At 70.8% G+C, this 19,329-nt stretch carries 18 protein-coding genes; 12 read left to right on the plus strand and 6 right to left on the minus strand.

Translation table 11 applies throughout. From position 1 onward, the window contains the following. Positions 1–35: 35 nt before the first annotated feature. The 4 genes from AC3RX1_RS01295 to AC3RX1_RS01310 form a co-directional block, all read right to left on the minus strand. Positions 36–992 (minus strand): aldo/keto reductase, encoded by a 957-nt coding sequence (locus tag AC3RX1_RS01295; RefSeq protein ID WP_491499419.1) that lies wholly within the window; start codon positions 990–992, stop codon positions 36–38. A gap of 17 nt (positions 993–1,009) precedes the next feature. Then, positions 1,010–2,119, minus strand: a complete 1,110-nt coding sequence (locus AC3RX1_RS01300; protein WP_491499420.1) for a zinc-binding dehydrogenase — start codon at positions 2,117–2,119, stop codon at positions 1,010–1,012. A 27-nt stretch (positions 2,120–2,146) separates the two neighbouring features. Then, the gene (locus AC3RX1_RS01305) at positions 2,147–2,884 is read right to left on the minus strand and encodes an SDR family NAD(P)-dependent oxidoreductase (RefSeq protein WP_491499421.1); all 738 of its coding nucleotides are present in this window, start codon (positions 2,882–2,884) and stop codon (positions 2,147–2,149) included. A gap of 69 nt (positions 2,885–2,953) precedes the next feature. Continuing rightward, a complete protein-coding gene (locus AC3RX1_RS01310) occupies positions 2,954–3,661 on the minus strand; it encodes an alpha/beta fold hydrolase (protein ID WP_491499422.1) in 708 nt (235 codons plus the stop codon). Positions 3,662–3,739: 78 nt separating this feature from the next. Between AC3RX1_RS01310 and AC3RX1_RS01315 the strand changes: the two genes are divergently transcribed. The 9 genes from AC3RX1_RS01315 (at position 3,740) to AC3RX1_RS01355 (ending at position 13,355) form a co-directional block, all read left to right on the plus strand. Continuing rightward, positions 3,740–4,711, plus strand: a complete 972-nt coding sequence (locus AC3RX1_RS01315; RefSeq protein ID WP_491499423.1) for a methyltransferase family protein — start codon at positions 3,740–3,742, stop codon at positions 4,709–4,711. A gap of 99 nt (positions 4,712–4,810) precedes the next feature. Further along, positions 4,811–5,767: an AraC-like ligand-binding domain-containing protein gene (locus tag AC3RX1_RS01320; RefSeq protein ID WP_491499624.1), complete on the plus strand. Its 957-nt coding sequence runs from the start codon at positions 4,811–4,813 to the stop codon at positions 5,765–5,767. A gap of 618 nt (positions 5,768–6,385) precedes the next feature. After that, positions 6,386–7,519 (plus strand): zinc-dependent alcohol dehydrogenase, encoded by a 1,134-nt coding sequence (locus AC3RX1_RS01325; RefSeq protein ID WP_491499424.1) that lies wholly within the window; start codon positions 6,386–6,388, stop codon positions 7,517–7,519. Next, complete coding sequence (locus tag AC3RX1_RS01330) at positions 7,516–8,319, plus strand: MoaF C-terminal domain-containing protein (RefSeq protein ID WP_491499425.1); 804 nt, start codon at positions 7,516–7,518, stop codon at positions 8,317–8,319. Before AC3RX1_RS01325 ends, AC3RX1_RS01330 begins: the two co-directional genes overlap by 4 nt. A gap of 15 nt (positions 8,320–8,334) precedes the next feature. Next, positions 8,335–8,724 (plus strand): nuclear transport factor 2 family protein, encoded by a 390-nt coding sequence (locus tag AC3RX1_RS01335; protein ID WP_491499426.1) that lies wholly within the window; start codon positions 8,335–8,337, stop codon positions 8,722–8,724. 73 nt (positions 8,725–8,797) lie between these two features. Further along, on the plus strand, positions 8,798–9,967 hold the full coding sequence (locus AC3RX1_RS01340) for an ABC transporter substrate-binding protein (RefSeq protein ID WP_491499427.1): 1,170 nt from the start codon (positions 8,798–8,800) through the stop codon (positions 9,965–9,967). 55 nt (positions 9,968–10,022) lie between these two features. Beyond that, a complete protein-coding gene (locus tag AC3RX1_RS01345; protein WP_491499428.1) occupies positions 10,023–10,883 on the plus strand; it encodes an ABC transporter permease subunit in 861 nt (286 codons plus the stop codon). Continuing rightward, the gene (locus AC3RX1_RS01350; protein WP_491499429.1) at positions 10,870–12,654 is read left to right on the plus strand and encodes a branched-chain amino acid ABC transporter ATP-binding protein/permease; all 1,785 of its coding nucleotides are present in this window, start codon (positions 10,870–10,872) and stop codon (positions 12,652–12,654) included. Before AC3RX1_RS01345 ends, AC3RX1_RS01350 begins: the two co-directional genes overlap by 14 nt. After that, positions 12,654–13,355, plus strand: coding sequence for an ABC transporter ATP-binding protein (locus AC3RX1_RS01355; RefSeq protein WP_491499430.1), 702 nt, complete (start codon positions 12,654–12,656; stop codon positions 13,353–13,355). Before AC3RX1_RS01350 ends, AC3RX1_RS01355 begins: the two co-directional genes overlap by 1 nt. A 162-nt stretch (positions 13,356–13,517) precedes the next feature. On the opposite strand, the gene AC3RX1_RS01360 is transcribed toward AC3RX1_RS01355, so the two are convergent. After that, the gene (locus AC3RX1_RS01360; RefSeq protein WP_491499431.1) at positions 13,518–14,330 is read right to left on the minus strand and encodes an SDR family NAD(P)-dependent oxidoreductase; all 813 of its coding nucleotides are present in this window, start codon (positions 14,328–14,330) and stop codon (positions 13,518–13,520) included. A 24-nt stretch (positions 14,331–14,354) separates the two neighbouring features. Next, positions 14,355–15,101: an SDR family NAD(P)-dependent oxidoreductase gene (locus AC3RX1_RS01365; protein ID WP_491499432.1), complete on the minus strand. Its 747-nt coding sequence runs from the start codon at positions 15,099–15,101 to the stop codon at positions 14,355–14,357. Between the two features lie 186 nt (positions 15,102–15,287). On the opposite strand from AC3RX1_RS01365, the gene AC3RX1_RS01370 reads away from it, so the two are divergent. Genes AC3RX1_RS01370 through AC3RX1_RS01380 form a run of 3 tightly spaced genes read left to right on the plus strand, consistent with a single transcriptional unit; the run spans position 15,288 to position 19,267 of the window. Next, positions 15,288–16,769, plus strand: a complete 1,482-nt coding sequence (locus AC3RX1_RS01370; protein ID WP_491499433.1) for an APC family permease — start codon at positions 15,288–15,290, stop codon at positions 16,767–16,769. Positions 16,770–16,817: 48 nt separating this feature from the next. Next, the gene (locus AC3RX1_RS01375) at positions 16,818–17,642 is read left to right on the plus strand and encodes a molybdenum cofactor biosynthesis F family protein (RefSeq protein ID WP_491499434.1); all 825 of its coding nucleotides are present in this window, start codon (positions 16,818–16,820) and stop codon (positions 17,640–17,642) included. After that, positions 17,639–19,267: an amidohydrolase gene (locus AC3RX1_RS01380; RefSeq protein WP_491499435.1), complete on the plus strand. Its 1,629-nt coding sequence runs from the start codon at positions 17,639–17,641 to the stop codon at positions 19,265–19,267. The genes AC3RX1_RS01375 and AC3RX1_RS01380 overlap by 4 nt, the downstream gene beginning before the upstream one ends. Positions 19,268–19,329: the final 62 nt, after the last annotated feature.

Below are 19,329 nucleotides of genomic sequence, written 5' to 3' on the forward strand. Positions count from 1 at the left end.
GCCGAGCCCGAACAAGCCCGGCGCAGGGGCGCAGCTCAGGGACCCTCGGGGTCGACGACGTCCTTGTCTACCCAGAACGGGGTGACGGCCTCGCGCAGGGCCTCGGCCCCGATGCGCTCGACCAGGTCGAACGCGGAGATGTTGTCGTCGAGCTGACTCAGCTTCGTCGCACCGAACAGCGTCGTGGCGTTCGCCGGATGCGTCAGCGTGAACGCGATCGCGAGCTGCGCCGGCGTCGTGCCGAGCGACTCGGCGAGCGCCACGTACTCGGGAAGCGCGGCGAGGATCTTCTTGCGGACATCGCCGGGGTCGCGGCCCACCTCGCGGTCGGGTTTCGCGTTGCCCGACAGGTACCCGCCCTCGAGGCAGTCGGACGCCTCGAACGCGAACCCGTCGGCGAACAGCGCGGCGAACGGTGCGCCGTCCGGGATCGACCGCCGCGCGACGGAGTACTTCAGCTGTGCGAAGCACGGCGCCACGAGACCCTCGTCGGCAGCGATGCGGCGCAGCTCGGCGATGTTCCCCGCCGACCAGTTGTTCACGCCCCACGCCCGTGTCAGGCCGCGGTCGACGAGCTCCTGCATCGCCGTGGCGATGTCGTGCATCGTGATGTCGTCGCGGTGGATGTCGCCGAGCACGACGAGGTCGGCCCGCTCCTCGCCCACGCGGAACAGGGCATGCTCCAGCTGCCCGACGAAGCCGTCGTCATACGCATCCGTCCACACCTTCTCGCTCAGCAGCCACGACTCGCGCGGTGCGCCGACGGCGCGGATGATCGCCGAGAACAGCACGTCGGTGACGGCCGGGGGACGCATCCCCGGCACGCCGTAGACGCCGACGTCGAAGAGGTTCACGCCGCGATCGAGCGCGGTGCCGACGAGCTCGACGGCGTCTTCGAAGTCCATCCGGTCGTAGGTGTGCCAGGAGCCCAGCGCGAGCGCGGGCACTTCGATGCCGGAGTCGCCGAGGGCGCGACGGGGAACGGTGGTCATGGCGGATTCCTTCCGGTTCAGCCCAGGCGCGGGTCGATGACGGCCTTGAGCTCGGTCTGTTCGTGCATGTGGGCGATGCAGGCGGATGCGTCGGCCAGTCCCACCGGCTCGCCGAAGAGGGCGTCCCAGTCGTACCGGTCGGCGAACGCCCGGAAGAAGTCGATGGCGTGCGCGTAGTCCGACGCATCCCCGTTGATCGATCCCACGATCGTGAGCTCCTTGCCCATCACGGCCGAGAGCGGGAACGGCTCGCCGACCGGGCCGGTCGAGCCGATCACCACGAACGTGCCGCGGGCGGCCGCCATCTGCACTGCCTCGGGACCGACGCTCGGAGCGCCCGCCAGGTCGACGACGAGGTTCGCGCCGACGCCGTCGGTGAGGTCGCGGACGGCGTCGATGACGCCCTCGCTGCCGAGCGCGATGCTCACCGTCTCGTCGGCGCCGAACCGCCGCGCCGTCTCAAGCCGCGCGTCGGGGCCGCCGACGGTAATGACCTTCGCCGCTCCGGAGATCTTCGCGACCGCGGTGGCGAAGACGCCGAGAGCACCGGATCCCTGGATGACGACGGTGTCGCCGACGCGGATCCCCCCGGCGCGGTCGAAACCGCGCAGCACGGTCTTCGCCGCGCAGCCGGCCATCGCCGCCCAGGTGTCCTTCACCTCGTCGGGTAGGACGAGCTTCTGCGCACCCGGCGTGACGTACGCATACTCGGAGAGGCCGGCGGTGGCGTACGGCGGCACATCGCTGCGCTGCAGGAACCCGTAGCCGCGACGCTCGCAGAACACCGGCTCGCGCAGCACCGTGCAGCCGTAGCACTGGCCGCACACCGACTCCGACCAGCCGATGCGCTGACCGACCTCGAGCGGTCGACCGAGCACGTCGTGCGCCCCCTCGCCGGTCGCGATGACCTCGCCGACCATCTCGTGGCCGAGCACCATCGGGAGCATGCCGGGGAAGGTCATCCGGCCCTCCCAGATCTCGATGTCCGTGCCGCACAGCGTCGAGCAGACCAGGCGCACGAGCGCCGCGCCCGGCTCGAGCGTGGCGGGCAGCGGCAGCTCCTGCAGCTGGAGGGGTGCGCCGTGCTCGGTGAGCACGGCGGCGCGGGTGGAGGTGGGAAGCGTCATCGCGAGCCCTTTCTCTTCGGGGATGGTTCAGGCCAGCAGCTGGCCGCCGTCGACGGGGAGGCTCACGCCGGTGATGTCGACGGCGCCGTCGGATGCGAGGAACACCGCGGCCGCCGCGACCTGGTCGGGGTCGGCCATCTGGCGCAGGGGGATGCGTGAGATCCACGCGGAGCGCTCGGGCGAGCCTTCCGGCATCCCGGCCTTCATCATCGGGGTGTCGACGGGGCCGGGCGCGACGGCGTTGACCCGGATGCCGTGGGCCGCCAGCTCGATCGCCGCCCAGCGCGTCTGCGCATCGACGGCCGCCTTGCTGCTCTCGTAGGCGCCCATGCCGGGAGTCGGCTGCCGGCCGCCGATCGAGGAGATGTTGACGATCGCTCCCTTCGTGCCCACCTCGGTCATGTGCCGCGCGACGGCCTGGGTCATCGTGAACGTGCCGAGGATGTTCACGCGGATCGTGGCCTCGTAGTCCGCGACTGGCAGGGTGAGCACGTCGCCGTGCAGGTGCAGGATGCCGGCGTTGTTCACGAGCACGCCGATCGGCCCGTGCGCCGCTGCCACCTCGGCGACGGCCGCTGCGACGGCCGTGGGATCGGTGATGTCGATCGCGACGGTCGCGACGTCGAGCTCGGCGCCCGCGCGGTCGAGGTTCTCGCCGGGCAGGTCGGCGAGCACGACGCCGTCGCCGGCGGCGCGGAAGGCGGCGGCGAGGGAGCGGCCGATGCCGCCGGCTCCCCCGGTGATCAGGACCGTGCGGTTGCTCATCTTCGACTCCCCTCGCGTCGGGTCGGCGATGACCCGGATTTTTATTATACGACCGTAGACAATACCGCTTCAGTCGGCGGTGAGGAATCCGATGGCGGCGTCGCGGAACTCCGGCGAAGCGAGAGCGGCCTCGTGATCGCCGGGGACGCGCTGGAGCCGGGCGCCCGGCACGGCGGCGGCGAGCTGCTCCACGCCCTGCGACATCGGGTCGTCGACGCCGGCGAGCAGAAGCGTCGGCACGGCGGGCGCATCCACGGCGGCGTCGAAGGGCTCTGCACCCAGTCCCTCCATGAGCGCGATCACGCTCGGCGCCCGCAGTCCCGGCGCAGCGAGCATCTGCGCGAACATCCCCTGCAGGGGATCGGCGGGAGCCCGCTCCCCCGCGACGACGGCCGTCAACGCGTCGGCATCGAGGCCGGCGAACGGGTCCATCGGGCTGAGCCCGCCGAGCACGAGCCGCCGGACGCGGCCGGTGGCCGCCACGGCCCAGGCGAGGCGGGCGCCGAGCGAATAGCCGACGACATCGAACGGACCGGGCCCGGCCGTGTCGGCGAGCGCCCGTGCGAGGTCGGATGTCACGGCCCCGCCGCGCTCGAGGGCCGCGCCGCCGGCGTGGCCGGGGAGGTCGACGACGATCGCGCCGCGGCCCGCATCGGCGAGCGCGGAGACGAAGCCGGTCTCGACCCAGTCGGCCCGGCCGCCGGACGCGAAGCCGTGGATGAGCAGCACCGGATCGGCGCCGGGAAACGTGGTGGAGGTGATCAGCGGAGAGGTCATGACCCCATCCTGTCGGGTTGACGAGTTATTTTCCACACTTGTAGAGTAAATGCTCACCGACCTTCCCAGGAGAACTCGATGACGATTCACCCCGACCGGATCCTCGACGTGGCCACCGGCTACATGGCGTCCAAGCAGCTGTTCAACGCCGCGCGCATCGGCGTCTTCCGCGCGATCGCCGACGGCGCCCGCACCCCCGCCGAGGTCGCCGCGGCGACGTCGCACCCCGAACGGCAGGTGCGCATCCTGCTCGACGGCGTCACCGCGTCGGGGCTCCTCGAGCGTGCCGAGGGAGGCTACACGCTCACCGACGACGCCGCCGAGTACCTCACCGGCGGGGAGCGCGACCTCGGGGCGTTCCTCAACTTCCTCGAACTCGGCAGCTTCACCGCGTTCGAGCACTATCGCCGCACCGTCGACACCGACGAGGGCGGCACGCTCGACTTCGACGAGGCCGGCTGGGCGATGTTCATGGCCGGCGTGATGCAGTACAACGGCCTGCACGCGCGCTTCTTCGGCGAGGTGTTCGACGCGTCGCGCTTCACCAACGTGCTCGATTTCGGCGGCTTCACGGCCGGCTGGTCGATCGAGCTCGCACAGCGCAACCCCGCGCTGCGCAGCCGCATGGTGTATCCCGCCGATTCCGCGCCGATGCTGACCGAGGCGATCGCGGAAGCGGGCCTGTCCGACCGGATCACGGTGGACCCGGGCGACACGCTCACCGCCACTCCCGGCGGCGCCCACGACCTCGTGCTCGCCGTGCACGTCATCCACCGCTTCGGCGACGAGGAGAACCGGCAGATCCTCACGCACCTGCGCCAGGCCGCGGCATCCGGGGCGACGCTCGCGCTGTTCGACTTCTTCCTCGACTCGCTGCCGACCCAGCGCGCCCTGGACGCTCGGCACGCCGCCGAGTACTTCAACTTCGACGGCACCGTGGTGTGGCCGGAGGAGACCGTGAAGCAGTGGCTCGCCGACACGGGATGGGCGTTCACGGGCTACATCGACGTGCCGGGCAGCCCTCGGGTGCTCACCGCGACGGCGGTCTGAGCCCGCGCCTGGCCCGCCGGCATCGGCGGGTCAGGCATCCCTCGCCACCCTGCGGGAAATCGTATATGATGCCTGCAGGTCCGAAAGTGCGAGGTGACGATGCCCGTGTCGGCGACCATCAGACCCGAAACCGTTGCGACGACCGTCGCACGCAACATCAGCGAGTTCCGCGCTGCCGTCAGCGACTCGTTCGTGCCGCTGCAGGTGACGAGCGACCATCCCGACCGGTTCCGCGGCATGATCCGCGGCGCCGGCGTCGACGAGGTGCACGTCACCGATCTACGCGCGACGCCGCACGCCGTCGAGCGCACGCCCGAGCTCATCGCCCGGGGCGACCGCGACTTCTTCAAGCTGAGCCTGATGCTTGCCGGCACCGGCCTGCTCATCCAGGACGGGCGCGAGGCAGTGCTCGAGCCGGGCAGCCTGGCCGTGTACGACACGAGCCGCCCCTATTCGCTCGTCTTCGACGACGACTTCCGCACGATGGTCGTGATGTTCCCGCGGCACTTGATCACGCTGCCGGCCGACCTCGTCGGCGAGCTCACCGCGGTGCGCATCTCGGGCTCGGAGGGGATCGGCGCCGTCGTGAGCCCGTACCTCACGCAGCTCGCGGCGAACCTCGATCAGCTCGCCGGCACGACGGGTGCCCGGCTCGCGCACAGCGCGCTCGACCTCGTGACGACGGTCTTCACCCGCGAGCTGGGCCTCGACGATGTCGGCGCTGATCCGCACCGCGCGCTCATGCAACGCATCCGTGCGCACATCGACCGGAACCTCGCCTCCACCGACCTGTCGCCCGCCTCGATCGCCTCGGCGCATTTCATCTCCACGCGGCACCTGCACGGACTGTTCCAGGAGCAGGGCACGACGGTGTCGACGTGGATCCGCACACGCCGCCTCGAGCAGTCGCGCCGCGACCTCATCGATCCGCTCTACGCCGACCGGCCGGTGGCCGCGATCGCCGCCCGCTGGGGCTTCGTGGATGCCGCGCACTTCAGCCGCACGTTCAAGGCCGCCTACGGCATCTCGCCGAGCGACTACCGCGCTTCTCATTAGCCGTCGCGCCCCACGGGCGCGCAGCGCGTGGGGCGCCAGGATTCCGCTGATGCTGCCGTCTTTCTCTGCCGCATCAGCAGGAACGAGGCGCACCAGGGCGAAACCTGCCGCAACCGCAGCATGCTGTAGCACTCGCGCGAAGGGCGCGTCACTCGAGCGACTGGCGCGTCTCATCGAGCCGCCGCTGAGCGCGGCCCCGGCGCCTGGGGCGCCAGGATTCCGCTGATGCTGCCGTCTTTCTCTGCCGCATCAGCTTTCTCTGCCGCATCAGCAGAAGCGAGGCGCACCAGGGCGAAACCTGCCGCAACAGCAGCATGCTGCAGCACTCGCGCGACGGGACTTGACCGGCGGGCGCGTCACTCGAACGAGCGGCGGATTACTCGAGCGGCGGGCGCGTCGCACGCGCGACGGCCGCGTCGCCGGCCGAAGGCAGCAGCATTCGCGCGAACGCGGCAGCATCCGCGCGGGGCGGAGGGGATTCTTGCCTTCGAGGGCACGGAGGATGACTCTCGGCGCGGGATCGACCGGCGCGTCTTGAGCCGCCGGTGACCCGCGGCGAACGATGGGCTTCGAGGGCGCTGCACCGCAGCCGCGCCCCGCCGAAGGAGTCTCGCCGTCGTGACTGCAGTCGCCGCCTCCACCCGCCAGGTCGTGTTCCCGGCCCGGGACCGGATCGTGCTCGAGGACGCCCCAGTCCCGGAGCCGGGGCCCGACGACGTTCTCGTGCGCATCGCGCTCGTCGGCATCTGCGCGACCGACCTCCACCTGCTCGCCGGTCACATCGGCGACCCCTTCCCCCTCGTCCCCGGGCACGAGTTCGTCGGCGAGGTCGCCGCGCTCGGCGAGCGCGCCGCCGCCTCCCGCGGTCTCGCCGTCGGCGACCATGTCGCCGTCGAGATGCTGCTGCCGTGCCGCTCCTGCGCGCGCTGCCGCGAGGGCCGCTACAACCTCTGCGAGCACGACGACATGGCGACCGGCCTCGAGCGCGGACGCCAGTACGGCGTCAACATCCCGCGCACGGTCGCGCCAGGCCTGTGGGGCGGCTACGCCGAGTACCTGCACGCGCCCGCCGAGGCGATCATCCACCGCCTCCCCGCCGACATGCCGTGGGAGCGCGCGGTGCTCGTCGAGCCGCTCAGCGTCGCCCACCGGGCGATCGCCCGCGGGCGCGTAGCATCCGGCGACACCGTCGTGGTCATCGGCCCGGGTCCGGTCGGCATCCTCGTCGCCGCCGCCGCGCGGGCCGCGGGCGCGGCGCGTGTCGTCGTCGTGGGAACGCGCGACGAGCGCCTCGAGCTCGCCCGCTCGTTCGGCGCGGACGCCGTCGTCAACAGCCGCGCCGCATCCGACCTGACCGCGGCGGTCGTCGCGGCGTGCGGCGGCACACGCCCCGACGTCGTGATCGAGATCGCAGGAGTCGCCGCCGCCCAGCAGGACGCCGTGCGGCTCGTGCGCCGCGGCGGCCGCGTCGTGCTCGCAGGCGCGTGCGGCGCCGCCGTGCCGGTGACGTTCCTCGCCGACGAGGAGCTACTCACCCGCGAGCCCGACATCCTGCCCAGCTTCCTGTCGGCGGGCGGATTCGAACCCGCCATCGCGCAGCTCGCACGTGCCGAGTTCCCGTTCGAACGACTCGTCACCCACCGCTTCGGCCTCGACGAGACCGCCGACGCGTTCGCCCTCATCGGCGCACGCGCCGACGGCGTGATCAAGGCCGTCCTCGACCCGCGCACGACAACGAAGGAGACCCGATGACCGACATCGCACAGGACCCGGCGCTCGACGAATGGCGCACGTACGACGACTTCGCCGCCGGCATCGACACCTACCGGCTCCCGAACACGTCGCTGTCCGGCACCGCCCTCACCATCACGCTCGACGACGACTCGGTCATCCGGCTCTCCTTCGATGAGGATGCCGTGACCTGGCAGGCGAGCGGAGCGATCGACGTCCCCGCCGACACCACCGACCCGTACGACGCCGTCGCGGTGCGCGACGACGTGATCTTCGTCAACCTCCCGCGCACGAGCGTCGAGCGGGAGGCCCTCACGATCGTCTACTCGACGACGACCCACCGCGCCCTCGCCGTCGTCTCCCACATCGCCGAGGAGGCCGTCGAGGGCACGCCGCAGGTCTCGCAGCGATTCTTCGCCGGCGTCACCGACGCCGGCGAGCCGACCGGCGACGTCCCCGGGCCGAGCCGCGACCTCATCGGCAAGCGGAACATCTACCGGTACAGCCCGCACCACCTCTACGAGCACGTGTACCTGTCGAGCCAGCGCTACTCGTGGCAGTGCCTGCAGGGAGTGCAGCGCGGACACGGCGACACCGACCTGTCCACGGTGTGGAAGTTCGCCGACGGCCTCTACCTGTTCTGCTTCCGCGAGTTCCGGATCGCCGTGGCGAGCGTCTGGCTGCACGACCTCGGCTACCAGCTCATGACCACCGGCGTGTTCCTGGGCCTCACCGGCGAGGGCCGCAGCGAGCACTCGCGCGCCGGCGGCCACATCTACCCGCTCGGCGCCGTCGCCTACCCCGACGCCCAGCCCGTCTGACACCCCGGAGAGACCATGACGAACGCCGACATCATCCGCGAGCACTACGCCGCCAGCGACCGCGGCGACCTGGAGGGGATGCTCGCGCCCTTCGCCGACGACATCCGCTGGACCGAGGCCGCCGGCTTCCCCTACGCGGGCACCTACGTGGGTCCGCAGGCCGTCGCGGAGAACGTGTTCGGCCGCATCCAGGAGGAGTGGGACGACTACACCGTCGCGATCGATGAGGTGCTCGACGCGGGCGAGGTCGTCGTCGGCGTGGGCACCTACTCCGGCACATATCGCGGCACCGGCCGCTTCTTCGCGGCCCGCGTCGCGCACGTGTGGCGGCTGACCGACGGCAAGGTGACCGAGTTCGAGCAGTTCTGCGACACCGAGCTCGTGAACCGGGCTCTGCACGACTGACACACCCGCCGGGAATGCTCCGGCATCCTCGTCGCACCACGGCGGTGCGGCGTGATCGAGAGGCAGGAATCGCATGAAGAACAGCAAGATCCTCGCCGTGGCGGCCCTCGTCGTCACGGGTGCCCTCACGCTCGGCGGCTGCGCCGGGGGCTCGGGCGGCGGCGACGGTCCGATCGTCGTCGGATCGGTGAACACGAAGAGCGGCCCCGCGACGTTCCCCGAGGCGTCGCAGGCCGCGGCGGCGGTGTTCGACGCGTTCAACGAGGCCGGTGGCCTCGACGGGCGCAAGATCGACTACAAGGCGCTCGACGACAAGGGGGACCCGGCGACCGCCACCGCAAACGCCCGCGAGCTCGTCGGCAGTGACAACGCCGTCGCGATGGTCGGCTCGGCGAGCCTCATCGAGTGCGAGCTCAACGCCAAGTACTACAAGCAGGAGGGCATCCTCTCGATCCCCGGCATCGGCGTCGACACCGGATGCTTCGACAGTGAGAACATCTCGCCGGCCAACGTCGGACCGTTCAACGACATGACCCTGACGCTGCTGTACGGCACGCAGGTGCTGAAGCTCAAGGACATCTGCATCCTGCTCGAGATCGCCGGCTCCACCCGGCCGACGTATCAGGCGGCGATCGACCGGTGGACGCAGATCACCGGCGAGAAGCCGCTGTACGTCGACGACACCGTGCCGTACGGCGCGAGCGACTACACGCCGTACATCGTCAAGGCGCGCGACAAGGGCTGCAAGGCGCTCGCGATCAACCCGGTCGAGCCCGACGCGATCGGCCAGGTCAAGGCGGCCAACGCACAGGGCTGGAACGACGTGACGTGGCTGTATCTGACGAGCGTCTACAGCGAGAACTTCGCGAAGGCGATCGACAACGCGGGCAACGGCATCTATGTGCCGGCGGAGTTCTACCCGTTCACCGAGGAGAACGACATCAACAAGGAATGGCGTGACCTCATGACGAAGAACAACATCCCGCTGACCGCGTTCAGCCAGGGCGGGTTCCTCGCCGCGAAGCACTTCCTCGCCGTGCTGAAGACGATGAAGGGCGACATCACCCGCGAGTCGGTCACGAAGGCGCTGAAGGGAATGAAGCCCATCGAGAACCCGATGATCGGCACGCCGTACACGTTCGGCGTCGACAACACGGCCGGCTGGCCGATCGTGCTCAAGAGCGGCACGCACAAGTGGGAGAAGATCGCGGACGACTGGTTCCGCATCCCCGCAGGCAAGTGAGACCGGGTGGTCCGGCGGCGCGCGCCGGACCACCCCCCTTCCCGAGAGGAACGACATGATCCAAGGGGCTCTCGCCGGCCTCGCCGCCGGCGGCCTGTACGCCGTGCTGGGCGTGTGCCTGACCCTGATGTCGCGGCTCGTGCGCGTCGTGAATTTCGCCCAGGCGGCGACCGGCATGTTCGGCGCGTTCTGTGCGGTGTGGCTCGTCATCACCGCCGGGCTGCCGATTTGGCTGGGCTCGGTCATCGGCGTGCTGATCGGCGGCGTGCTGTCGGCGGTGATCGGATGGGTCGCCGCGACCTGGCTGAGCGAGGCGGATGTCACGACCCGCTCGGCGATGACGGTCGGGCCGCTCCTGCTGCTGATCTCGCTGTCGTTCATCCTGTTCGGCAACAAGCCGCAGCCGTTCTCGCCCATCATCGCCGGACCCGCGTTCAGCATCGGCGGCGTCGTGATCAGCCAGGTCACCGCCGCCACGGTCGGGCTGGCGATCGTCGTCGCGATCGGTGTGCACATGCTCCTGGCGCGCACGAGAGTCGGGACGCAGCTGCGGGCGCTCAGCGAGCGGCCCACGACGGCGGAGCTGCTCGGCATCCGCTCCCGCCCCCTGTCGATCGCCGTGTGGTTCGTCACCGGCGTGATCAGCGCGATCGTCATCATCATCGTCGCGCCGTCGCAGTCGAACGATGCGACGAGCCTGTCGATGCTCATCGTTCCGGCCGCGGCCGCCGCCCTGCTCGGCGGGTTCAAGCGCCTCGACCTCGCCGTCGTCGGCGGCCTCGTGCTCGGGATGCTCGGCGGGCTCGTGGCCCAGATCGGCCAGGTTTCCGCCATCCGCAACTTCCTGCCCTTCGTGTTCATCGTCGTGCTGCTCCTGTGGACGCAGCGCAAGGAGGTGTGGGATGCCGCACGCTGACAACTCCCCCGCGCTGACGCAGCGCACCTGGTTCCGCACGGCCTGGCCGTTCGCGGTCGGCATCGTCGGGATCGCCGTCGGCTACGCGCTCAGCGTCGGTCTCAGCGGCTACTTCGTGTTCCTCGCGGTCAGCGCGGTCACCGCCGCGATCGCGATCCTCGGCCTCGGCATCGTGACCGGGTCCGCGGGGATGATCGCGCTGTGCCAGCTCACGTTCGCGGCGATCGGCGCCTGGGTCGTCGCCGGGCTGAACGTCATCGGCGCCCCGGGAGGATTCCTCGTCTGGCTCGTCCTGGGCGCCGCCGCCGCGGGCGTCGCCGGCATCCTCGTCGGACTGCCCGCGCTGCGGCTGCGCGGAGTGAACCTCGCCGTCGTCACGCTGGGCTTCGCCGCGGCGGCCGATGTGACGCTCGTGCAGATCCAGTTCCCGGGTTCCGCCGACGGCACCAGCGTCGAGCGTCCCGAGGCCTTCTCGTCCGACCGGTCGTTCTTCTTCCTCAGCATCATCGTGCTCGTGGTGTGCGGCCTCATCGTGTTCTTCCTGCAGCGCGGCCGCACCGGGTCGAGCTGGAAGGCCGTGGCGTTCAGCGAGCGCGGCACCGCCGCATCCGGTCAGAGCGTGCGCACCGCGAAGCTCACGGCGTTCGCCGTCTCGGCCGCCCTCGGCGGCGTCTCGGGCGGTCTCCTCGCCGGCCAGGTCGGCCTGCCGTTCGCGGCGAGCTTCACACCGCTGCAGTCGCTGGCGCTGTACGTCCTCGCGATCATGAGCGGCGCCCACCTGATCGACATGGCGATCTTCGGCGGCATCCTGTGGGTGCTCGTGCCGGAGCTGCTCAAGCGCTGGGGCATCGACCAGAACTGGGGATTCGTGATCTTCGGCGTAATGGGCGTGCAGGCCCTCACGAGCGGCACAAACCTCGGCCAGGGAGTGCGCAACCTCTGGTGGCGGCGTGCCGACAAGCGGCGCGCGGCCCGTCCCGCGCTCGTCGACGGCACCATCCCGGTCGCAGACCCGGTGACCACCACGACCGTCGCCACGCTTGACCCGGCCGAGGCGACCGGCGCGCCCGTGCTCACCGTGGAGGGGCTCACCGTCACGTTCGGCGCCCTCAAGGCGCTCGACGACGTCTCGCTCGAAGTGCCGGCCGGCTCCATCATGGGCCTCATCGGCCCGAACGGCGCCGGCAAGTCGACATTCGTCGACGCGATCAGCGGATTCCTCCGCGGTCACACCGGACGCGTGCTGCTCGACGGCAAGGACCTCGCCGGACTCGACCCGACCGCCCGGGCGCGTCGCGGGCTGCGCCGCACCTTCCAGCAGGACCGGGTGCCGCCGCTGCTCACCGTCGACGCCTACGTGCGCTTCGTGGCGCGGCGCCGGCTCGACCGGGAGGACGTGGAGAGCACTCTCGCGTTCTTCGGCTGCCCGAGCCCGCACACCAGGCTCACGAGCGTGGACGTCGGCACCCGGCGTCTGGTCGAGGTCGCCGCGCACGTGCTGGCGCGGCCGCGGCTGCTGCTGCTCGACGAGCCGGCCGCCGGCCTCTCGCACGAGGAGCACCTGGCGCTCGCCACGCGCATCCGAGAGCTGCCGGAGCGCTTCGGGATCTCGGTCGTGATCATCGAGCACGACCTCGACCTGGTGCGGTCGGTGTGCCCGCGGCTGACGGTGCTCGACTTCGGCAAGGTGCTCGCCTCGGGGCCGCAGGCCGAGGTGCTCGACGACCCCGCCGTGATGAAGGCCTACATGGGCGAGACGGAGATGCTGTGATGGATGAGCCCCTGATCCTCGACGACGTGACCGTCAGCCGCGGCGCCGGTCCGGTGATCTCCCACGTCAGCCTCGAGGTGCACCCGGGCGAGGTGACGGCCCTCGTGGGGCCCAACGGCGCCGGGAAGACGAGCCTCATCGAGGCGGTCTCGGGCGTCATCGCCCACACCGACGGCCGCATCCTGATCGGCGACGAGCCGATCGGCAAGCTCTCGCGGGTGCAGCGCGCACGGCGCGGGATCGTGCACATCGAGCAGGGCCGTGCGGTCTTCCCCTCGCTCACCGTGCGCGAGAACCTCTCGCTGACGGCACGGACGGATGCCGAGGCCCGCGCCGCGCTGGAACACTTCCCCGAGCTCGAGAAGCGGTGGGACGCTCCGACGGCGCTCCTCTCCGGCGGCGAGCAGCAGATGGTCGTGCTCGCCCGCGCGTTCGCGGCGCGGCCCCGGTTCCTGCTCATCGACGAGATGTCGCTGGGCCTCGCGCCGGTCGTGTTCACCCGGCTGCTGCCCATGGTCCAGACGCTCGCCGCGTCGGGCGTCGGCGTGCTGCTCGTCGAGCAGTTCACGAACCTGGCGCTCGGCCTCGCCCGCGACGCGCTCGTCGTCGCCGGCGGCCGCGTGACGTATCAGGGCCCGGCGACGCGACTGCGCGACGAGCCGGAGATCCTGCACGAGGCGTATCTGGGTCGCGCCGCCTGATCCGCAGTGTCGGTCCCACCGGCCGCCTTGCCGAGCGGCCGAAACATCCCGGTTGCATCCATCGAGTGAAGGAGATTCCGTCGAGGGAAGGAACGGTCGGCGGTCGAACGTCCTCCTCTGAGCAGAATCTCCTTCTCTCGACCAGTTCTGGCGGCCGCGGCCTCACATGCCGGCGTGGTCGAACGCGAGGGTCGGCACGTCGACGATATGCGCGCCGCCGTCGGCGACGAGCACCGCACCGGTCATGTACGACGACTCCCCCGATCCCAGGAACCGGATGATCGAGGCGATCTCGGCGGGATAGGCGGGCCGCCCGAGCGGCACGTCGGCGGTCACCGCGGCATACGCCTCCTCACGCGAGGTGAGGCCCGCGTGCCCGGCGAACTCGTCCATCTCCTCGTCGGCCATCGGCGTCTGCACCCATCCCGGGCACACGGCGTTCACGCGCACCCCGCTGCGCCCGTAGTCCCGGGCGAGAGTGCGGGTCAGGCCGATCAGGGCGTGCTTCCCGACGGTGTACCCCGCGACCGACGGGCCGGCGAACAGGCCCGCGAGCGACGAGACGATCACGATCTGCCCCTTCGTCTCGATGAGGGCAGGCAGCGCCTCGCGCGCCATCGTGAACGCCGTCGTCAGATTCGCCCGCAGTGCGCGCTCCCACGCTTCGTCGTCGGTCTCGGCGACGGGGGCGAAGCCGTGTCCGCCCGCGTTCGCGACGAGCACGTCGAGGCGCCCGAAGCTCGCGAGGACCTTCTCCACGACGCCGCGCGCGGCGGCGGCATCCGCCGCATCGGCGGTCACCGCGGTCGCTCCGATCGCCGACGCGACGGCCTCCAGCGGCTCGCGGCGCCGGCCCACGATGACCACGTGCGCGCCCTCGGCGCAGAACCTCTCCGCCACGGCGGCGCCGATGCCGGTGCCGCCCCCCGTGATGACGACGACCTTGCCCGCCACATTCGACCCGGTGTATGCCATGCTCGCTCCTTGGCGCTCAGCCCCTCAGGCGGGGAAGTTCGATCGGGCGCTGAACCCGAAGTCCATCACGACGCCGGTCGCGTTCACGGCCCGTGAGACCGGCGCACACAGCCAGGCGATCTGCGCGGCGACGTCCGCCGTCGTCTGCACCGGATAGTCGACGCCGGCGAACCCGTCGGAGAGGCCGAGGTCGCCGCGGCTCATCGGGGTGTCGACGATCGACGGACACACCGCGGTGACCCGGATGCCGTCGGCCGCGAGCTCGGTGGCCGCCGCACGTGCGAGCTGCAGCACCGCCGCCTTCGACGCGCAGTACGGCACCATCCCGGGCGTCGCGACGAGCGCGGAATCGCTGGCGACGAGAACGACGGATGCGGCGTCGGAGCGCCGCAGGAACGGCACCGCCGCACGCAGCGCGTGGAAGGCGCCGCCGACGTTCACCGCGAAGACGTGGGCCCAGTCGGCGGGATCGGTGTCGGCCAGGGCCGTGCCCACCGGGGCCGAAACGCCGGCGGAGCAGACGAGGATATCGAGACCGCCGAGTCGTTGCGCTGCCTCCGCCACGGCCTCGGCGACGGCGACCGCGTCGGTGATGTCCGCGGCGAGGCCCGCGGCGCCCACGGCGGCTGCCGCATCCGTCAGCGCAGGACCCTCACGATCGGTCAAGGCAAGGCGGGCGCCTTCGTCGGCGAGCGCCTGTGCCGTCGCACGTCCGATCCCGCCGGCGGCTCCGGTGACCAGAGCGCGCCGCCCCCGCAATCCGAGATCCATGCCGGTCCTCCCCGCGGCCGTTGCCGCACACGAACATTCTGCAGAGCGCGTGAAGGCGCGGCACGGCGGTCTGCACGCCCGAAACAGCACCGCGCGCTGTCCGGCAAGCCGCCGGCCCGCCGCGCCGACACAATCGGTGGGAGGGGCGCACCCGTCGCTCCGTCCTGTTCGCGCAAAGGAGCCGACGTGTCCACCATCCGAACCGACCTGCGCCAGGGAGCCCTGGGGGTTGCCGGCATCGTCTTCCTCGTCCTGGCCGCCGTCGCGCCGCTGACCGGCATCGTGGTCGTCGCCTCGCTGGCGATCGCGCTCGGCAACGGCGGCGGCACCCCGACGTCGTTCTTCATCGTCGCGGTCATCCTGCTGCTGTTCGCCGTCGGCTATGCCCAGATGTCGAAGCAGCTCGTCAACGCCGGCGGGTTCTACGCCTTCGTCGTGAAGGGACTCGGGCGCACCGGCGGTCTCATCGCCGGTCTCATCGCGACGCTCGGCTACAACTTCTTCGTGGTCGGCACGATCGGCACGAGCGGCTTCTTCATGCAGACGATCATCGCCCAGCTGACCGGTTTCGACCTGCACTGGTACGTGTGGGGTCTGCTGTCGATCGCCGTCTGCTTCATCATGGCGCGCACCGGTGTCGACTTCAGCTCCAAGGTGCTCGGCGTCTCCCTGGTGCTCGAAGTGCTGATGCTCGTCGTCTTCGACATCTCGGTCTTCGTGCAGCGGGGCTTCGACTTCTCGGCGTTCGGCCCGGCCGCCGTCTTCTCCGGGTCGCTGCCGATCGGCCTGCTGCTGGCGGCCACCGGCTTCCTCGGATTCGAGGCGACGGCGCTGTTCAGCGAAGAGGCCCGCAACCCGCTGAAGACGATCCCCCGCGCCACCTACACGGCGATCATCGCGATCGGTCTCATCCTCGGCATCACCACGTGGGCCGTGGTGATCGCGACGGGCGTCGATCAGGCGCAGAGCACAGCGCTCGAGCACCTGCCGAACGGCGACCTCATCTTCTCCATCGCCACGACGTACCTCGGCCCCGCCATGACGACGGTCATGGAGATCCTGCTGCTCGTGAGCCTGTTCGCGGCGATGCTCGCGTTCCACAACTCCGCCACCCGGTATCTCTACGCCCTCGGCCGGGCCCGTGTGCTGCCGAGCGCGCTCGCGCGCACGCGCGGCAACGGCGCTCCCGCCGTCGCCGGTCTCGTCCAGGCCCTGTTCGCCGCGATCGTCGCAGGTCTGTTCGCGATCGCGGGCCTCAACCCGATCGAGACGCTCGTGCCCGCGATGCTCGGCTTCGGCACCCTCTCGGTGCTGATCCTGCAGGCCCTCGCCGCGCTGTCGATCGTCGTCTGGTTCCGCCGGCAGCGCGACCCCCGCTGGTGGAGCACGTTCGTGGCGCCCGGCATCGGATTCCTGGGCCTTGCCGCGATCGTCACCCTGGCGGTGTTCAACTTCAACATCGTCGCCGGATCGGACAACGTGTTCATCCTGATGCTGCCGCTGCTGCTGCTCGTGGCCGTCGTGGGCGGCATCGTGTACGGCCAGTTCCTCAAGAACCGCAAGCCCGAGGTGTACGACAGCCTCGCCGCCGACCTCGAGCGCTTCAACGTGCATGCCCAGGCGGCGCCGGCGGACGACTCCGCGGCACTCGACCCCGACCGGTCCTGATCCCCGCCCCATCCCCCTCTGACATCGACCCCATCTGAAGGAGACGAAATGACCCCGACGAACCTCTCCGACACCACCGGCTGGCTGCCGCTGGACGGACTCGCCCCCGGCTTCGACGCCAACAAGGCCCCCACTTCCAACGCCCTGAACGGCCGCACGATCGCCGTCGTCGACGACCGCGGCACGCGGATCTCGCACACGTTCGCCGCCGGAACCGTGTCGTGGGAGTACGAGCCCGGTGCCGACGACCCGACCGAGGCGGCGGCGAAGACGGATGCGTGCGAGGTCTTCGAAGTGGACGACGAGCTGTACTACGTGCAGTTCCACCACGAGTACCTGCCGCACGAGGCGGTGTCGCTGTTCCTCGACCTGCGCTCGGGCCACTCCCTCGCCGTCATCAGCGACATCGGTGAAGTCGCGCCCGGCCGCACCGCCGTGCAGCAGATCTTCGCACCGGGACGCATCGAGGGCGTCGAGCAGAACGGCGAGGCTCCGACGCCGACGAACGAGCTGCTCGGCCGCCGCGCCCTGTGGGTCTACTCCAGCGAGCACGCCTACGAGCACGTCTACCTCTCCCCGCACTGGTACTCGTGGCAGTGCCTGGCGGGCCCCGAGCGGGGCCTCGCAGACACCGACGAGCAGACCACGTGGCGGCTGCGCCCCGGCATCTACGTGTTCGCCTGGCGGGAGAAGGTCATCCCCTGCGGCTCGGTGACGGTCGCCGACCACCGCGACCAGCACGCGCTGCGTTCGCACGGCGTGCTGTTCGGCACCGACGAGGCGGGCACCGGTCAGACCCACTTCACGTTCGGCGCGTACGGGCGGCTGCTGTCGAACACCGTGCACCCGGCCGAGTACGACCCGGCTCGATGATGACGGCCGATCTCATCCTCACCGGCGCCGTCGTCCGGGGCGGCGGCACGGTCGCCGAGGCCCTCGCCGTCGCCGACGGCCGCATCGTCGCGGTCGGTTCGGCCGACGACGTGCTCGCCCACCGCGGTCCCGACACCGAGGTGCGCGACCTCACCGGCCGTGCCGTGTACCCGGGCTTCGTCGACGTGCACAACCATCACACGCAGGCGGGTCGCGCCGACCTGTACGAGCTGGGAATCGGCCCGTCGCTGTCGCTCGACGAGATCCTCGACAAGGTCCGTGCGCACGCGGCGGGGCTCGGCGAGGACGAGTGGATCATCGGCAGCGCCTATCCGTCGACGATGATGCCCGAGCTGAACAGCTCCGCCGTGCGTCGCCGGCTCGACGAGGCCGCCGGCGGACGGCCCGTGATCATCGTGGAGGACAGCCGGCACAACCGGTGGGTCAATTCGCGGGCGCTGCAGCTCGCCGGCATCACGAAGGATGCCGTGCCCGCGTCGGGCATCACGCTGCTCGACGACGAGGATGGCGAGCCCACCGGCATCCTGCTCGAAGCCGCCGGAATCCCCGTCGAAGAGGCGTACGCGCGCACCGGCGGGCTCACGGCCGAGCAGCATCGCCGCTCGTCGCAGCGCGGAGTGGAGCTGCTGAACGGCTACGGCATCACCGCGTTCCAGGATGCCGCCGTCTCGGCCGACATCCTCGCCTCGCTCCAATCGCTCGACGAGGCCGGCGAGCTGAACGCGTGGGTCGTGTCGAGCCTCACCGTCAACGACGAGATCTTCGGCTACGACGTGGTCGGGGAGCCGCTGGTGGCGATGGGCGAGAAGTACCGCTCGACGCACCACCGCCCCGACTTCGTGAAGATCTTCCTCGACGGGGTGCCGCCGGCCCGCACGGCGTCGTTCCTCGAGCCGTATCTTCCCGACGGATCGCACGGCGCGCACTTCCACGGCACGACGACGATGAGCGCCGACGAGCTCTACGGGTGGCTGCGCCGGGTCGCCGAGCGCGGCCTCGGCGCGAAGGTGCACTGCACCGGCGACGGCTCCGCCCACCTGCTCCTCGACGTGGTCGAGCGGCTGCGCGGCGAGGGGCTCGACACCCCGGTGCAGATCGCGCACGGCCAGTTCCTCGCCGAGGAGGACATTCCACGGATGGTGCGGCTCGGCGTCTCCGCCGACATCTCGCCGTTCATCTGGTTCCCCGGCGTGATCCCCCAGGCTCTGGCGGAGGTGCTCGGCGAGGAGCGCGCGGAGCACCTGCAGCCGAACCGCTCGCTCATCGACGCGGGCGCGCTCGTGGCGGGCGGTTCGGACTGGCCGGTGTCGGAGTCGCCGAACCCGCTGGAGGGCATCCAGGGCCTGGTGACGCGCGCCGATCCGCTCGGCCGGGCGCCCGGGGCGCTCTGGCCCGAGCAGGCGATCACGCCGGTCGAGGCGCTGGAGGTGTTCACGATCAACGCCGCCCGGGCGATGGGGCTGGACGACGTGACGGGTTCGCTCGAGGTCGGCAAGTCAGCCGATTTCGTCGTGCTCGATCGCGACTTCGTCACCGGCCCCGCCGACGAGATCATCGACACGACGGTGCTCGAGACCTGGTTCGCCGGCCGGCGGGTGCACTGACCCGCCCCGAAACAGCATTCAGCTGGCCCGATTGCACGGAAAAGCAGCAGGAAACGTGCAAC

It is taken from the genome of Microbacterium altimontanum (assembly GCF_058349865.2).

What these genes read in the sequence shown, in the direction of transcription:
- AC3RX1_RS01295 (WP_491499419.1), bottom strand. Translation starts at nt 992, where the DNA reads ATGACCACCGTTCCCCGTCGCGCCCTCGGCGACTCCGGCATCGAAGTG.
- AC3RX1_RS01300 (WP_491499420.1), bottom strand. Translation starts at nt 2,119, where the DNA reads ATGACGCTTCCCACCTCCACCCGCGCCGCCGTGCTCACCGAGCACGGC.
- AC3RX1_RS01305 (WP_491499421.1), bottom strand. Translation starts at nt 2,884, where the DNA reads ATGAGCAACCGCACGGTCCTGATCACCGGGGGAGCCGGCGGCATCGGC.
- AC3RX1_RS01310 (WP_491499422.1), bottom strand. Translation starts at nt 3,661, where the DNA reads ATGACCTCTCCGCTGATCACCTCCACCACGTTTCCCGGCGCCGATCCG.
- AC3RX1_RS01315 (WP_491499423.1), top strand. Translation starts at nt 3,740, where the DNA reads ATGACGATTCACCCCGACCGGATCCTCGACGTGGCCACCGGCTACATG.
- AC3RX1_RS01320 (WP_491499624.1), top strand. Translation starts at nt 4,811, where the DNA reads ATGCCCGTGTCGGCGACCATCAGACCCGAAACCGTTGCGACGACCGTC.
- AC3RX1_RS01330 (WP_491499425.1), top strand. Translation starts at nt 7,516, where the DNA reads ATGACCGACATCGCACAGGACCCGGCGCTCGACGAATGGCGCACGTAC.
- AC3RX1_RS01335 (WP_491499426.1), top strand. Translation starts at nt 8,335, where the DNA reads ATGACGAACGCCGACATCATCCGCGAGCACTACGCCGCCAGCGACCGC.
- AC3RX1_RS01340 (WP_491499427.1), top strand. Translation starts at nt 8,798, where the DNA reads ATGAAGAACAGCAAGATCCTCGCCGTGGCGGCCCTCGTCGTCACGGGT.
- AC3RX1_RS01345 (WP_491499428.1), top strand. Translation starts at nt 10,023, where the DNA reads ATGATCCAAGGGGCTCTCGCCGGCCTCGCCGCCGGCGGCCTGTACGCC.
- AC3RX1_RS01350 (WP_491499429.1), top strand. Translation starts at nt 10,870, where the DNA reads ATGCCGCACGCTGACAACTCCCCCGCGCTGACGCAGCGCACCTGGTTC.
- AC3RX1_RS01355 (WP_491499430.1), top strand. Translation starts at nt 12,654, where the DNA reads ATGGATGAGCCCCTGATCCTCGACGACGTGACCGTCAGCCGCGGCGCC.
- AC3RX1_RS01360 (WP_491499431.1), bottom strand. Translation starts at nt 14,330, where the DNA reads ATGGCATACACCGGGTCGAATGTGGCGGGCAAGGTCGTCGTCATCACG.
- AC3RX1_RS01365 (WP_491499432.1), bottom strand. Translation starts at nt 15,101, where the DNA reads ATGGATCTCGGATTGCGGGGGCGGCGCGCTCTGGTCACCGGAGCCGCC.
- AC3RX1_RS01375 (WP_491499434.1), top strand. Translation starts at nt 16,818, where the DNA reads ATGACCCCGACGAACCTCTCCGACACCACCGGCTGGCTGCCGCTGGAC.
- AC3RX1_RS01380 (WP_491499435.1), top strand. Translation starts at nt 17,639, where the DNA reads ATGATGACGGCCGATCTCATCCTCACCGGCGCCGTCGTCCGGGGCGGC.